This is a genomic window from Skermanella rosea (genome assembly GCF_016806835.2).
Classification (GTDB): Bacteria; Pseudomonadota; Alphaproteobacteria; order Azospirillales; family Azospirillaceae; genus Skermanella; species Skermanella rosea.
Genome location: NZ_CP086111.1, coordinates 3,989,759 through 4,004,276 on the forward strand (window position 1 = coordinate 3,989,759; position 14,518 = coordinate 4,004,276).

General features: G+C 68.2%; 10 protein-coding genes. 8 read left to right on the forward strand and 2 right to left on the reverse strand.

Annotation, left to right across the window (positions count from 1 at the left end; translation table 11 throughout):
* Positions 1-3: 3 nt before the first annotated feature.
* The 4 genes from nirB to cysG are packed head-to-tail and all read left to right on the forward strand — an operon-like array spanning position 4 to position 6,851.
* Positions 4-2,484, forward strand: coding sequence for a nitrite reductase large subunit NirB (nirB, locus tag JL101_RS18615; protein ID WP_203097246.1), 2,481 nt, complete (start codon positions 4-6; stop codon positions 2,482-2,484).
* A 5-nt stretch (positions 2,485-2,489) separates the two neighbouring features.
* Positions 2,490-2,834 (forward strand): nitrite reductase small subunit NirD, encoded by a 345-nt coding sequence (nirD, locus tag JL101_RS18620; protein WP_203096988.1) that lies wholly within the window; start codon positions 2,490-2,492, stop codon positions 2,832-2,834.
* A complete protein-coding gene (locus JL101_RS18625; RefSeq protein ID WP_203096987.1) occupies positions 2,831-5,455 on the forward strand; it encodes a nitrate reductase in 2,625 nt (874 codons plus the stop codon). Before nirD ends, JL101_RS18625 begins: the two co-directional genes overlap by 4 nt.
* Positions 5,430-6,851, forward strand: a complete 1,422-nt coding sequence (cysG, locus tag JL101_RS18630) for a siroheme synthase CysG (protein WP_203096986.1) — start codon at positions 5,430-5,432, stop codon at positions 6,849-6,851. Before JL101_RS18625 ends, cysG begins: the two co-directional genes overlap by 26 nt.
* Here the strand turns inward: cysG and JL101_RS18635 are convergent.
* Positions 6,821-8,005: a glycosyltransferase gene (locus tag JL101_RS18635; RefSeq protein WP_228434949.1), complete on the reverse strand. Its 1,185-nt coding sequence runs from the start codon at positions 8,003-8,005 to the stop codon at positions 6,821-6,823. The genes cysG and JL101_RS18635 overlap by 31 nt on opposite strands.
* A gap of 509 nt (positions 8,006-8,514) precedes the next feature.
* Here JL101_RS18635 and JL101_RS18640 point away from each other — a divergent pair.
* The 3 genes from JL101_RS18640 (at position 8,515) to hemA (ending at position 12,948) form a co-directional block, all read left to right on the forward strand.
* Complete coding sequence (locus tag JL101_RS18640) at positions 8,515-9,999, forward strand: hypothetical protein (RefSeq protein WP_203096984.1); 1,485 nt, start codon at positions 8,515-8,517, stop codon at positions 9,997-9,999.
* Positions 10,000-10,140: 141 nt separating this feature from the next.
* Positions 10,141-11,532 carry an aspartate aminotransferase family protein gene (locus JL101_RS18645; RefSeq protein ID WP_203096983.1) on the forward strand — a complete coding sequence of 464 codons (1,392 nt, stop codon included), beginning with the start codon at positions 10,141-10,143 and terminating at the stop codon, positions 11,530-11,532.
* 198 nt (positions 11,533-11,730) lie between these two features.
* Complete coding sequence (gene hemA, locus JL101_RS18650) at positions 11,731-12,948, forward strand: 5-aminolevulinate synthase (protein WP_203096982.1); 1,218 nt, start codon at positions 11,731-11,733, stop codon at positions 12,946-12,948.
* Positions 12,949-12,994: 46 nt separating this feature from the next.
* Here hemA and JL101_RS18655 read toward each other — a convergent pair whose 3' ends face one another.
* The gene (locus JL101_RS18655; RefSeq protein WP_203096981.1) at positions 12,995-13,696 is read right to left on the reverse strand and encodes a PRC-barrel domain-containing protein; all 702 of its coding nucleotides are present in this window, start codon (positions 13,694-13,696) and stop codon (positions 12,995-12,997) included.
* A gap of 182 nt (positions 13,697-13,878) precedes the next feature.
* Between JL101_RS18655 and JL101_RS18660 the strand changes: the two genes are divergently transcribed.
* Positions 13,879-14,424 carry a hypothetical protein gene (locus tag JL101_RS18660; protein WP_203096980.1) on the forward strand — a complete coding sequence of 182 codons (546 nt, stop codon included), beginning with the start codon at positions 13,879-13,881 and terminating at the stop codon, positions 14,422-14,424.
* Positions 14,425-14,518: the final 94 nt, after the last annotated feature.

Sequence of the window (14,518 nt, forward strand, 5' to 3'; positions counted from 1 at the left end):
AACATGATGGCAAGAACCAGGGAACGCCTCGTCGTCGTCGGCAACGGCATGGCCGGCATCCGCACCGTCGAGGAACTGCTCAAGCGCGATCCCGACCGCTACGACATCACCGTGTTCGGCGCAGAGCCCCACGTGAACTACAACCGCATCATGCTCTCCCCGGTGCTGGCCGGCGAGAAGACCTTCGACCAGATCGTCCTGAACGACCGTTCCTGGTACGAACGGAACGGCATCACCCTGCTGACCGGCGAGAAGGTCGAGACGATCGACCGGGAGGCCCGGACGGTGACCTCGGTCGGCGGCAGGACGGTCGGCTACGACCGGCTGCTGCTGGCGACAGGGTCGGACCCCTTCATCATCCCGGTGCCCGGCCACGGCCTGCCCGGCGTGGTGACCTTTCGCGACATGTTCGACGTGGAGGCCATGCTGAGGAAGGCGGCCGACGGCGGCAGGCACGCCGTCGTGATCGGCGGCGGCCTGCTCGGCCTGGAAGCGGCCAACGGGCTGGCGGTCAACGGCATGAAGGTGACCGTGATCCACCTGATGGGCACGATCATGGAACGCCAGCTCGACGAGGCCGCGGGCTTCCTGCTCCAGCGGGAACTGGAGGACCGCGGCATCGACGTGATGACGAATGCCGACACCAAGGCCGTCCTGGGCGATGGACACGTGACCGGCGTGCTGCTGAAGGACGGGCGCGAGATCCCGGCCGACCTGGTGGTCATGGCGGTCGGCATCCGGCCGAGCACCGGGCTGGCGAAGGCCGCCGGCCTCGCGGTCGAGCGCGGCGTCGTGGTGGACGACCATATGGCGACCTCCGACCCCGCCATCCTGGCGGTCGGCGAGTGCGTCCAGCACCGCGGGGCGACCTATGGCCTGGTGGCGCCGCTGTGGGAGATGGCCCGGGTCTGCGCCGACCAGCTCGCGGGCAGGCGGGACTCCGCCTATGCCGGCTCGGTCACCAGCACCAAGCTGAAGGTGACCGGCATCGACGTGTTCTCGGCCGGCGACTTCGGCGGCGGCAAGGATTGCGAGGACATCGTCTTCCGCGACGCCGCGCGCGGCGTCTACAAGCGCATCGTGCTGAAGGGGGACAGGATCGCCGGCGCCGTGCTGTACGGCGACACCAAGGACGGGGCTTGGTATTTCCAGATGCTGCGCGAGGCGGAGAACGTCGCCCCCTTGCGCGAAACCCTGATCTTCGGCCAGGGATTCGGGGGCCAGGGATTCGGGGGCCAGGGCTTCGGGGGTGCCGCCGCAAACCCTAAGGCCGCCGTTGCCGCCCTCTCCGACGGTGCGGAGATCTGCGGCTGCAACGGCGTGTGCAAGGGCGCCATCACCAGGGCCATCGCCGACAAGGGCCTGACCACGCTGGACGACGTGCGGTCGCACACAAAGGCGTCCGCCTCCTGCGGATCCTGCACCGGGCTGGTCGAGCAGTTGCTGGAGCTGACGCTCGGCGACGGTTACCAAGCCGCCGCGGCCGCCAAGCCCCTCTGCAAATGCACCCACCATCCCCACGACGACGTGCGCCGGCTGATCGTGGCGGGGGAGCTGAAGAGCATCCCGGCGGTGATGCAGGCGCTGGAATGGAAGACAGCCAACGGCTGCCATGTCTGCCGGCCGGCGCTCAACTACTACCTGCTGGCGGCATGGCCGGGCGAGTACCGGGACGATTACCAGTCCCGCTTCGTCAACGAGCGGGTCCACGCCAACATCCAGAAGGACGGCACATATTCGGTCGTGCCGCGGATGTGGGGCGGCCTGACCTCCGCCAAGGAGCTGCGGGCCATCGCCGACGTGGTGGACAAGTTCGCCATCCCCACGGTCAAGGTCACCGGCGGCCAGCGGATCGACCTGTTCGGCGTGAAGAAGGAAGACCTTCCCGCCGTCTGGAGGGACCTGAACGACGCCGGCATGGTCTCCGGCCACGCCTATGCCAAGGGGCTGCGGACCGTGAAGACCTGCGTCGGGTCCGAATGGTGCCGGTTCGGCACCCAGGACTCCACCGGCATGGGCGTCAAGCTGGAGCGGATGACCTGGGGCACCTGGACGCCGCACAAGGTCAAGCTGGCGGTGTCGGGCTGCCCGCGCAATTGCGCCGAGGCGACGATCAAGGATTTCGGCGTCGTCGCGGTGGACAGCGGCTGGGAGCTTTACGTCGCCGGCAACGGCGGCATGAAGGTCCGCGAATGCGACTTCCTGACCAAGGTCGAGACCGAGGAACAGGTGCTGGAGTATTGCGGGGCCTTCCTTCAGCTCTACCGGGAGGAGGCGCGATACCTGGACCGGACGGCGCCGTGGGTCGAGCGGGTCGGCCTCGACTATGTGAAAAGGCGGGTGGTCGAGGACGGCGAGGGCCGGCGCGCCCTGTTCGCCCGCTTCCAGTTCTCGCAGATGTTCTCGCAGACCGACCCTTGGGAGGAGCGCGCTTCCCGGGGCATCGACTCCCACGAGTTCGCGCCGCTCGCGACGGTAGGGTGAGGATCATGAAGGAAGACATCACCTGGATCGAGGTCGGCCGGGTCGCCGACATCCCGCCGGCCGGCGCGCGGGTCGTGAAGACGAAGCACGGCGACGTCGCGGTCTTCCGCACGGCCGACGACGACGTGTTCGCGGTACGCGACCGCTGCCCGCATGCCGGCGGCCCCCTGTCCCAGGGCATCGTCCACGGCGCTCGGGTCACCTGCCCGCTCCACAACTGGGTCATCGACCTGGCATCCGGCGAGGCCACCGGACCGGACGAGGGCTGCGCCGGGACCTTCCCGGTGCAGGTCGAGGACGGCCTGATCCGGCTGGGCCTGCGCCTGGGCCAGCTTGCGGCGGCATCATGACCGGCTCCGTCCGCACCACCTGTCCCTATTGCGGCGTCGGCTGCGGCGTGGTCGCCAAGGCCGGCGGTGCGGGCGGCTGGACGATCTCGGGCGACCCTGGGCATCCGGCCAATTTCGGCCGGCTCTGCTCCAAGGGCAGCGCCCTGGGGGAGACGCTGGGGCTGGAGGGCCGGCTGCTGCATCCCGTCGTGGACGGCGGGCGCGCTACCTGGGACGAGGCGCTGGACAGGGTGGCGAGCCGCTTCCGCGCGGTCATCGACGAGCACGGGCCGGACTCCGTCGCCTTCTACGTTTCGGGACAATTGCTGACGGAAGACTACTATGTCGCCAACAAGCTGATGAAGGGCTTCATCGGCTCGGCCAACATCGACACCAACTCCCGCCTGTGCATGGCGTCGAGCGTGGCCGGCCACAGGCGGGCGTTCGGCGGCGACGTGGTGCCGGGCAGTTACGAGGACCTGGAGCTGGCCGACCTGGTCGTGCTGGTCGGCAGCAATCTCGCCTGGTGTCATCCCGTGCTCTACCAGCGGCTGGTGCGGGCGCGGGCAGAGCGGGGCACGCGCATCGTCGTGGTCGATCCGCGCCGGACGGCGACCTGCGACGCCGCGGACCTGCATCTGGCGCTGAAGCCGGGCAGCGACGTGGCCCTGTTCAACGGTCTGCTCGCATATCTGGACCGCGCCGGCGCCCTGGACCGGGACTACATCGCCCGGCACACCCGCGGCTTCGCGGAGGCCTTGTCTGCCGCGGCCGGGGAGCCGCAGGCGGTGGCCGCGGCCTGCGGGCTGGACGCCGACGAGGTCGAGCGGTTCTACGGCTGGTTCGCCGGGACGGAAGCGACCGTCACGGTCTATTCCCAGGGCGTGAACCAGTCGTCGTGCGGGACCGACAAGGTCAACGCGATCGTCAATTGCCACTTGGCGATCGGGCGCATCGGCCGCCCGGGCATGGGGCCGTTCTCGGTCACCGGCCAGCCCAACGCCATGGGCGGACGCGAGGTCGGCGGGCTTGCCAACCAGTTGGCAGCGCACATGGCGTTCACGCCGGAAGCGGTCGAGCGGGTGGAACGGTTCTGGCGGGCGCCCCGGATCGCGCGGCGGGAGGGGCTGAAGGCGGTGGACCTGTTCCAGGCGGTCGAGGACGGCCGCATCAAGGCGCTGTGGGTGATGGCGACCAATCCTGCCGTCAGCCTTCCCGACGCCGACCGGGTGACCCGCGCGCTGGAGTCGTGCGAGTTCGTCGTGGTCTCCGACTGCACCCGCGATACCGACACCACGGCCCATGCCGACGTGCTGCTGCCGGCGGCGGCCTGGGGGGAGAAGGACGGCACCGTCACCAACTCCGAGCGCCGCGTCTCGCGCCAGCGCGCCTTCCTGCCCCCTCCGGGCGAGGCCAGGCCGGACTGGTGGATCGTCGCGCAGGTCGCGGCCCGCATGGGCTGGGGCGAGGCGTTCGGCTACGGCTCGGCGGCGGAGATCTTCCGGGAGCACGCCGCACTTTCCGGGTTCGAGAACGACGGCAGCCGGGTCTTCGACATCGCCGCCCTGGCCGATGCCGATTACGATGCGCTGGACCCCGTCCAGTGGCCGGCACCCGGAACCTCCCGGCTGTTCGGGGACGGCCGCTTCCCGACGGCGGACGGCCGAGCGGCCTTCGTGCCGGTGCGGGCGGCCGCTCCCGGAACGGTGACGGGCGCCGAATTCCCGTATGCCCTGAACACCGGCCGTATCCGCGACCAGTGGCACACCATGACGCGCACCGGCCGGGTGCCCCGCCTGTCCAGCCACATCGCCGAGCCATTCGTCGCGGTCAACCCGGCGGATGCCGAGGCGGCGAGGCTGGAGGATGGCGGGCTCGCGCTGGTCCGCTCCGCCCGGGGCCGCGCCATCCTGCGGGTCCGCGTCACCGGCGACCAGCCGCCGGGCCGGCTCTTCGCGCCGATGCACTGGAACCGGCAATTCTCGGCCGAGGGCGGCGTCAACGCGCTGGTCGCCCCGGTCACCGACCCGGTCTCGGGCCAGCCGGAGCTGAAGCATACCGCGGTCAGCCTGGTCCCCTTCGAACCGGCCTGGACCGCCTTCCTGATCACCCGGGAGGAGGCCCACCCGCCGGAAGGTGCCGAATACTGGTCGCGGACCAGGGCGGCGGGCTGCATCGTGCTGACGCTGGCGGGCACAGCCGCGCCGGCGGATGTCGCGGGCTGGGCCGAGGCGCTGCTGCCCGCGTTGCCGGGGATCGACTACCACGATGTGCGGCGCGGCGTTCACCGCTGGGCTCGGCTCGACGGCGACCGGCTGGAGGCCTGCCTGTTCCTCAGCTTCGGCCCTGCCCTGCCCGCGCGGGAATGGCTGGTCGGCCTGTTCGACACCCCATCGATCGACACGGATGCCCGTTGCGGGCTGCTGAGCGGACGGGCGCCGGCCGGAGGGCCGGACGAGGGGCGAGTCGTCTGCGCCTGCTTCAATGTGGGCTTGAACCGCATCGCCTGCGCCATCCGCGACGGCGGGCTTACCTCGGCCGAACAGGTCGGTGCGGCGCTCAAGGCCGGCACCAACTGCGGATCCTGCATTCCGGAGCTGAAGGAGCTTATCGCCGATGCGCGACGCGACCAGGCAGCCTGAGCCGCTTCCCTATATGCCGCTCTTCATGGACCTGACGAAGGGACGGCCGTGCCTGGTGATCGGCTCCGGCGACATGGCGGGAAACAAGACGGCCCTGCTGCGCCGGGCGGGCGCCGACGTCCGCAACCTGGCCGCCGCCGACTTCACCCCGGCGGCCCTGGACGACGTCGCCCTGGTGGTGGATGCCGCCGACGACGCGCGGCTGACAATTGAGCTGGTCGCCCTCGCCAGGGCGCGCGGGGTTCCGCTGAACGTCGTGGACAAGCCGGAATTCTGCGACTTCATCTTCCCGGCAATCCTGGACCGCTCGCCGGTGGTGGTCGCCGTCTCTACCGGCGGGCTGGCGCCGGCGCTGGCCCGGCTGATCCGCCAGCGGCTGGAACTGGCGGTCCCCTCGGCTTTCGGAAGGCTGGCCCGGCTCGCCGGGGAGTTCCGCCGCAAGGTGCAGGACGCGCTGCCGACCGCGCGCCAGCGCCTGCGCTACTGGGACGAGGTCCTGGACGGGCGCGCCGGCGAGTTGGCGATGCATGGCCGGGAGGACGAGGCCCGCGCGGAGATGGAGCGCCTGCTCGGCCGGACCGCTGCCGACGGCGCGGACTCCGGTCCCGGCATGGTCCATCTGGTGGGCGCCGGGCCGGGCGACCCCGACCTGCTGACCCTGGCCGCGATCCGGGCCATCAAGCGGGCCGACGTCATCCTGTACGACCATTTGCTCGGCGAGGGAGTCCTGGAGTTCGCCCGCCGGGATGCCGAGCGGATTTCGGTCGGCAAGCGGGCCGGGCGTCATTCGGTGAAGCAGGCCGACATCAACGCCCTGCTGCTCGAACATGCCTGTCGGGGCCGGCGCGTGGTCCGGCTGAAGGGCGGCGACCCGCTGATGTTCGGCCGCGCGGGCGAGGAGGCGGAATATCTGCGCCGCCACGGCATCGAGGTATCGATCGTGCCCGGCGTGACGGCGGCGCTCGGCTGCGCCGCGGCGGCGCAGATCCCGCTGACGCTCCGCGGAGTGTCGCGCAGCGTCCAGTTCGTGACCGCCCACTGCCTGGACGACGACGCGACCCGGGCGATGGACTGGAGCAGGCTCGCCAATCCGGACGGGACGCTGGCGATCTACATGGGGCGAAGCCAGCTGGCGCATTTCAGCGCCCGGCTGATCGAGGCGGGGCTTTCGCCGGACACGCCGGCCGCCGCCATCGAGAACGGCACCCGTCCCGACGAGCGCCGCTGCTTCGCGACCCTCGCGAGCCTTCCGGCCCGTGCTACCGCGGAACTGGGCGACGGGCCGACGCTGGTCATGGTCGGAGCCGCGATCGGCCACCGCCCACAGGAGGCCGCCGCCCCGCAAAACGAGCCGGAGCCGGCGCGCTACGCGATGGAGCGTGCCGCCGCCGGCTGAAGCAGTTCCAGATAGCGGTCCACCGCCCGCTCGACGGTGAACTCCTCCGCCTTGGCGCGCAGCAGCTCGGCGGGGACCGGATTGTCCAGCCCCTGCTCGATCGCCCGGGCCAGCGCCTCGGAATCGCCAACGGGAACCAGCCCGCCGAGCCTGCCGTCCTCCAGGATCTCGCGCGGTCCGCTCGGGCAATCGGTCGAGACCGTGCTGGTGCCGCAGGCGATCGCCTCGATCAGGACGGTGGGCAAGCCCTCGAACTGGGACGACAGCACGAACAGCGAGGCCTTCGCCATGAACGCCATGGGATTGTCGACGAAGCCCGGCAGCTGCACGTCCCTGGAGACGCCCAGTTCGTCGGCAAGCTGCTCCAGGTCCGGGCGGAGCGCCCCCTCGCCCAGGATCAGCAGGCGGGCCGGTCGCTTGGCCCGGATACGGGCGAAGGCGAGCAGCAGGTTGGCGAAATCCTTCTGCGGGGACAGCCGGCCCACCCCCAGGATCACTGGCGGCTCCCCTTCGGCGAACCAGGGATGGTTGACCGGCTCGGCGGCGCGGGCCAGCAGGTCGGGCGTGACCACTGGATTGTGCGCCACGTCGATTCGCCCCCGGTCCAGCCGCGCGAAGCGGGTCAGGTCGTCGGCGACGCCGCCGGACACGGCGATGATCTTCGCCGCGCGGGGATACAGGTAAGGAACGAGCCGGTAGGCCATCCGGAGCGTCGAGTTCGCCTTCGCCCCCATGTTCCGGCTGATCTGGTTGTGCTCGGTTATGGCGATCCGGGTCCGGCCGCCGGCCAGGAGACGGGCCAGCAAGGCCGCGATGTTGACATGGACCAGCGCCGTCAGCAGCACGACGGGCCGCTCGCGCCGGAGATAGCGGGCCAGCGCCACGACGCTGTTGACGGTGCGCCGCGTACCGAGCTCGACCACGCGGATGCCGGGCGGGATGTCGTCCACATAGGCCCCTTCCCGCCGTACCAGGACGAGATCGACGGGGTAGCCGCGCCGCGCGATCCCGGTGGCGAGCGCCAGCATCACGCGCTCGGCCCCGCCGCCGTAGAGATCCTGGAGAAACACGGCGATACGCGAGGGGGCTTCCTGCGCTCCGGCCCGCTGGGTCTGCAATATTTCGCCGAGGGAGATCGCGTCGTCAGTGTGCATGGTCAAAGTGACATCTCCTCAAGGCGGGAGGATCCGGGTTGGCCGGATGCTCCACTTCGAACAAGATTTAAGTAAAAGGGACGGAGCGATGACAGTCGAAGACATCAAGCCAAGCCCATTCCAGACCTGGATCGACTCTAAAGCATTGAGTGCCTATCCTATCAACATTCTGCCTATTTTCTAGGTGTCTGAATGCACATGTTCTGAACATTACGCAGCATACACTGCCCCACCGTCATTTATATCTGTTCTCCGTAAAGCGGTTTTCAGCCCTAACCCCGCAGATCATCAACCAATTATTGGTTTTGACCAACTCCTCTAGAAGAGGTAGCTGGTGTTTTTCTTTGTCGAAAGGCGAAGATTCCAGCCGTAAGCGGGCGGTAGCCGGACTTCCCGTCGGCCTGCGGACTTCCCCTCAAAATCTCAGTGTCATTGGTGGTAGAAATATACTACGATCGATAGTCGCAAAGCGTGTTTCTACTTTGTAATTTTACGCGGGAGTTTTTTCGATGAAGCATCACGGCAATTTTTCGGCGTACCTGCTCGCGTCGTTGGCGCTGCTCGCCGTCCCGGCCCAAGCGTCGGATCCCGATTACGGCGTCCCGCTGCCCAATCCCGCGATTCCCGATTACGTGTTCCCGGCGCCGGAAACGGCGCTCCTCACCGCCGTCAACAACGCGGACACGGCCGCGATCTACCGGCACGGCTGGGGCCTCTGGGCCTCGCTCACGGCACCCACGAGCCAGACGGCCTATGGCATCGCCAATGCCCCCGTCTACCTCACCTGGCTGACGAAGCAGGACCTGGTCAACATGAGCACGGCCACGACCTCGGCCACGCCGTCGGCCGCGACGGCCGGCGCGACCCGGGCCGCGGCGTCCGGGCCAGGCCGCAGCCTGGGCCTGAAGCCGCTCAGCCAACTCCGGAAGTTCGGGATCGACAGCTCGGCGCCGAAGCCCAAGGCGGCGACGCGGGCCGCGGCGGTGACCCCGGACACGCAGATCTTCGAAACGGTCGCATACGATCCGACGGCCGCCAAGTTCATCAACGACAACAAGCTGTTCGTCCTGTCGACCATCCAGGCCCTGTACACGGCGGGCCAGGCAGAGATCCCGACCTTCCCGGTCACGGCGGTGTCGATCAAGCCGGTTTACAAGATCATTTCGCAGTCCGAACTGATCGGCGGCAAGTACTATGCCATGCCGGCCTGGCCGGGCACTCCGGTCGTGACCGCCGAGATCGTGGCCTCGGGATATCCGGAATCTTCGTGGCCCGGATGTGTCTACGTGGACGTCACGAATCCGGGCGCGTCCACGTCCACCGGGATCGACGGCACCTGCAGCGGCCAGTCCGCGGCATCGACCTACGGGCTCGGCGACTTCATCAATTATGCCGTGACGTCGAGCAACGTCGCCGCGTTCAACGCCGAAGGATACAACGTCTCCGCCGGAGACTACCTCCTGCTGATGGCGATGCATGTCACATCGCGCGAGATGTCCGAATGGACGTGGCAGACCTATTTCTGGACGCCGGCTCCCATGAACCCGCCCCTGCCCAGCAGCGACGCCATCGCCTCGGCCCAGCCCGCGGCGCTGAGCATGCCGGCCGCCCACTACGCCATGTCGATCGGCTACCAGATGATCAGCCCGAACCAGCCGATCAACGGCGGCAACAACGACGGCAAGCCCGTGGTCGTCTACAATCCGTACCTGGAGTCCGGGTTCAATGCCCAGGTCTTCAGCGTCAGCCGGCCGGTCACCGATCCCAACACGGGCGTCGCCTGGACCGGTCAGGTGGGCGTGGAGACCAACTGCATGACCTGCCATTCCCTGGCCGCCGTCAATTTCGGGACCGGAAGCGGCACGGGATACGCGACCACCTTCTATATCGGCCGTAACGACCCGATCTTCGCCGGGACGGTGCAGACCGACTTCCTGTGGTCCATCGCCGACGTCGTGTCCTCCCAGCAGACGGCCTCCGCGGTCAAGAAGTAGTCCCCGGGTCCCCTGAAGCCGCCATGCCGGGACAAGTGCCCGCATGGCGGCCCCGCACCGAAGTTCCTTGGTTGCCAAGGGGGTGCCGCAGTACGATCTGATCCGAGGGACCAAGTCGGATCGGAACGGACAGAGCAAGCAATGACCCAGGTCGGCAATTCGGCGGCGAGCCGCGACAAGGCGTTCTACCTGCACCCCTACACCAACCTCAAGGCGCACGAGGAAGTCGGACCGCTGGTGATCGAGCGGGGCGCCGGCGTCCACGTCTTCGACGACACGGGCAAGGCCTACATCGAGGGGATGGCCGGCCTGTGGTGCACCGCGCTGGGCTTCGGCGAGGAAAGGCTGGTGGAGGCGGCGACGCGCCAAATGCGCAAGCTGCCGTTCTACCATGCCTTCGGCCACAAGGCGCATGATCCCGGCATCGACTTGGCCGAGGCGCTGATCCGCATCGCCCCGGTGCCGATGTCGAAGGTCTTCTTCACCAACTCCGGGTCGGAAGCCAACGACACCGTCGTCAAGCTGGTCTGGTACTACAACAACGCGCTCGGCCGGCCGAGCAAGAAGAAGATCATCGCGCGGCAGAAGGGCTATCACGGGGTTACCGTGGCGGCCGCCAGCCTGACCGGGCTGCCGCACCTGCACCGCGACTTCGACCTGCCGATCGCCGGAATCCTTCACACCGACTGCCCGCACTTCTACCGCTACGGGGAGGAAGGCGAGACGGAGGAGGACTTCGCGATCCGCCTGGCCGACCAGCTCGAGCAGCTGATCCTGGCCGAGGGGCCGGACACCGTCGCCGCCTTCATCGCCGAGCCGGTGATGGGCGCCGGCGGCGTGATCGTGCCGCCCGCGACGTATTTCGACAGGATCCAGCCGGTCCTGAAACGTTACGACATCCTGTTCATCGCCGACGAGGTGATCTGCGGGTTCGGCCGCACCGGATCGATGTTCGGCACCCAGACCTTCGACCTCAAGCCCGACATCATCACCGTCGCCAAGGCGCTGTCGTCAGCCTATCTGCCGATCGCGGGGGTCATGATCTCCGAGCCGATCTACCGGGCCATGGTCAGCCAGTCCGAGAAGATCGGCACCTTCGGCCACGGATACACCTATTCCGGCCATCCCGTTCCCGCGGCGGTAGCGCTGGAAACCCTGAAGATCTACGAGGAACGGGACATCGTCGGCCATGTCCGGGCGGTGGCCCCCCATCTGCAGGAAGGCCTGCGCCGGTTCGCGGGCCATCCCCTGGTCGGCGAGGTGCGTGGGGTCGGCCTGATCGCCGGCGTGGAGATCGTGGCGGACAAGGCGACCAAGGCCCCGTTCGACCCGAAGCTGGCGATCGGCGGCCATGTCGCCCGCTTCGCACAGGAGCACGGGCTGATCGTCCGCGCCATGGGCGACACCATCGGCTTCTCGCCGCCGCTGGTGATCAGCCCGTCCGAGCTGGACGACTTGGTCGAGCGGTTCGGGAAGGCTCTCGACGACACCCTCGCCATGGTGACGGAGAAGGGTCTGGCCGCCGTCGCCTGATGGCGGGTTGCGACCGGGATCCTTGACCAGGATCAATGCCGGATGGACTGAATCGTCTAGTTTCTCGCGGCGGCCCGGCGGATCCGGGCCACCGCGACACGGTGCCACGCTGTATCTCCGTGCTGCCGATTTACATGTTCCATAAAGTGTCGAATTCTGACACGTTGTTGAAAAAAGAGAACCTACGGATCACGCGCCATGGATTACGAAGCCTTCTTCCGGACCCAGATCGACAATCTGAAACGTGAAGGCCGATACCGGGTCTTCGCCGATCTGGAACGCCGGGCAGGCAATTTCCCCAAGGCGAAGCGCTACGACGGGGCGAGCGGCACCGTCCAGGAAGTCACGGTCTGGTGTTCCAACGACTATCTCGGCATGGGCCAGCATCCGGCCGTCCTGCGCGCCATGCACGAGGCGCTGGAAGCCTGCGGCGCCGGTGCCGGCGGTACCCGAAACATCTCCGGGACGAACCACTACCACGTCCTGCTGGAGCGCGAGCTGGCCGACCTCCATGGCAAGGAAGCGGCGCTTCTGTTCACCTCGGGCTACATCTCGAACCAGGCGACCCTGAGCACGCTGGGCAAGCTGCTGCCCAACTGCGTGATCCTGTCCGACGCGCTGAACCACAACTCGATGATCGAGGGCATCCGCCAGTCGGGCGCGGAGAAGTACGTCTTCCGCCACAACGACCCGGAGCACCTGGACCAGCTGATGAGCCGGCTGCCCGCCGACCGGCCGAAGCTGGTGGCGTTCGAATCGGTCTATTCCATGGACGGCGACATCGCTCCGCTCGCCGAACTGTGCGACGTCGCGGACAAGCATAACGCCATGACCTACCTGGACGAGGTCCATGCCGTCGGGATGTACGGGCCGCGCGGTGCCGGCGTCGCGGAGCGGGACGGCGTGATGCACCGGCTGACCATCATCGAGGGCACGCTGGGCAAGGCGTTCGGCGTGATGGGCGGCTACATCGCCGCGTCGTCGGCCCTGGTCGACGTGGTGCGCAGCTTCGCCTCGGGCTTCATCTTCACGACCTCGCTGACTCCGTCGATCGCCGCCGGCGCGCTCGCCAGCGTGCGCCACCTGAAGCAGAGCGACGCCGAGCGGATCTCCCACCAGGAACGGGCCGCGACGCTGAAGCGCCGGCTGCTGGACGCCGGCCTGCCGGTGATGCCGTCGGTCAGCCACATCGTTCCCGTCTTGGTCGGCGATCCGAGACTGTGCAAGCAGGCGAGCGACGACCTGCTGGAGCGGCACAACATCTATGTCCAGCCGATCAACTACCCGACGGTCCCGCGCGGCACCGAGCGCCTGCGGATCACCCCCTGCCCGCTCCACACCGACGGCGACATGGACCATCTGGTCGATGCCCTGCTCGACGTCTGGGGCCGGCTGGAGCTGAAGAAGGCGGCCTGATCCCCGGGGACCGGACCGCCTTCGCGACAGCTTCCGTCGTCGGGGATCAGTTGCCCTGGCGCGCCTGGTCCTCGGCGGTCTGGGGCTGGATCTCGGCCTGGGTGGCGTTCACGCGGATGGTCTGGGCCCGCTTGTCCACCCCGCCCACCTTGTTCCAGGGCACTTCGTAAATCGTATCGCCGATCGCCCCGAGCAGCCCGCCGGTGCTGACCAGCAGGGTATCAATGCTGCCGGTTTCCACATTGAGGACAGTGCCCGCGACGTCGCCGAAATCCTCCTTGTCGGACAGGTCGACGGACATCTTCGCCAGATCCTCGACATAGACCTGGTTGGCCGCCAGGCCGCCGCCGCCGCGGGTATGGGTCGGCGACTGCGCCTCGGTCGTGTTGAGCGCCGCCGGACGGTCCCTATCGGACCCCGCGTCGGCCTGCGGCGTCCCCCCGTCGCGCGTCTTTCCCCCGGAACCCGCCGGCGGCGTCACGTTGGTCGCCGCGGTGTCGCCTTCCTGGCCGCCCACGGCGGGCTGGCGGGCGCCTTGCGGCTGGACCTTCGGATCAGCCGGCTTGGCCTGCTGCGTCCCGTCGGGTCCGCCCATCTGCCGGCTCGACGGCAAGGTCTCCGGCGTCTGGACGCCTTCCATCTGGTCGGTGGTCGGGCGCCCGCCCATTGCCGGCGTATCCTGCGCATAGGCCCCGGTACCCAGGGTGGTCAGGATCGCGGTCGCCGCCAGAAGTGTTTTGAGGGACACGGTTGTCTCCTTGATCGTGTGAATCTGCTATGCTCCCCAACAGGACGACTCGTGCGGCGTTCCGTACCGTCGTTCGGCGGCGGACGAAATGCGAATGCGTCGCAAAAGCATCTATGGACTTATGGGCCGGGCCGCACTATCTTCTATGGCGAGCCGTTGGACTGTTCCGAGGGAGTGGCACCATGTACCGCGACAATTCACTGATGCCGAAGGAGGCCGTGCGCCTCGCCGTTCTCGGAACGCTGGCCCAGGCGGGGTCCATGCGCTACGCCGATCTGGCCGGCGCGCTTCGCCATTTCACCAGCCGCATCGTCGGCCCGTCGCTCGACCTGATGGGCACGTCGCTGGAACTGCTGCGCTATGACGGCTCGATCGAGGCGCTGGACGGCACCGGGATGGAGGATAACGCGGTCCTCGCCGTGACCGACGCCGGCCGCCGGGAGTTCGAGACCCTGATGCGCGCCAATGTCCGCGCCCCGTCCTCGGACGACCTGAACAAGCTGGTCATCACCCTGAAGCTCCGCTTCCTGCATCTCCTGGACAGAGAGGAACAGCAGGAACAGATCGATATGCTCGCCAGCCTGTACGAGACGGAACTTGCCCGCCTGCAGGACCTGCGGCGCCATCACGAGGGCGACTCCGGCCACCTGACCGAGTGGCTGGACCATGACATCGCCCAGGTCGAGGCCCGGCTCCGCTGGTTCCAGGACCTGTACGACCGCACCTGACTTCCTTCGAATGCCGGGGGCTGCGCCGGTAGGCCTAGCACAAGACGAGTAGTGCCAAATTAGCGCCAAAAGGGTTATGATGTACTCCCTTTTC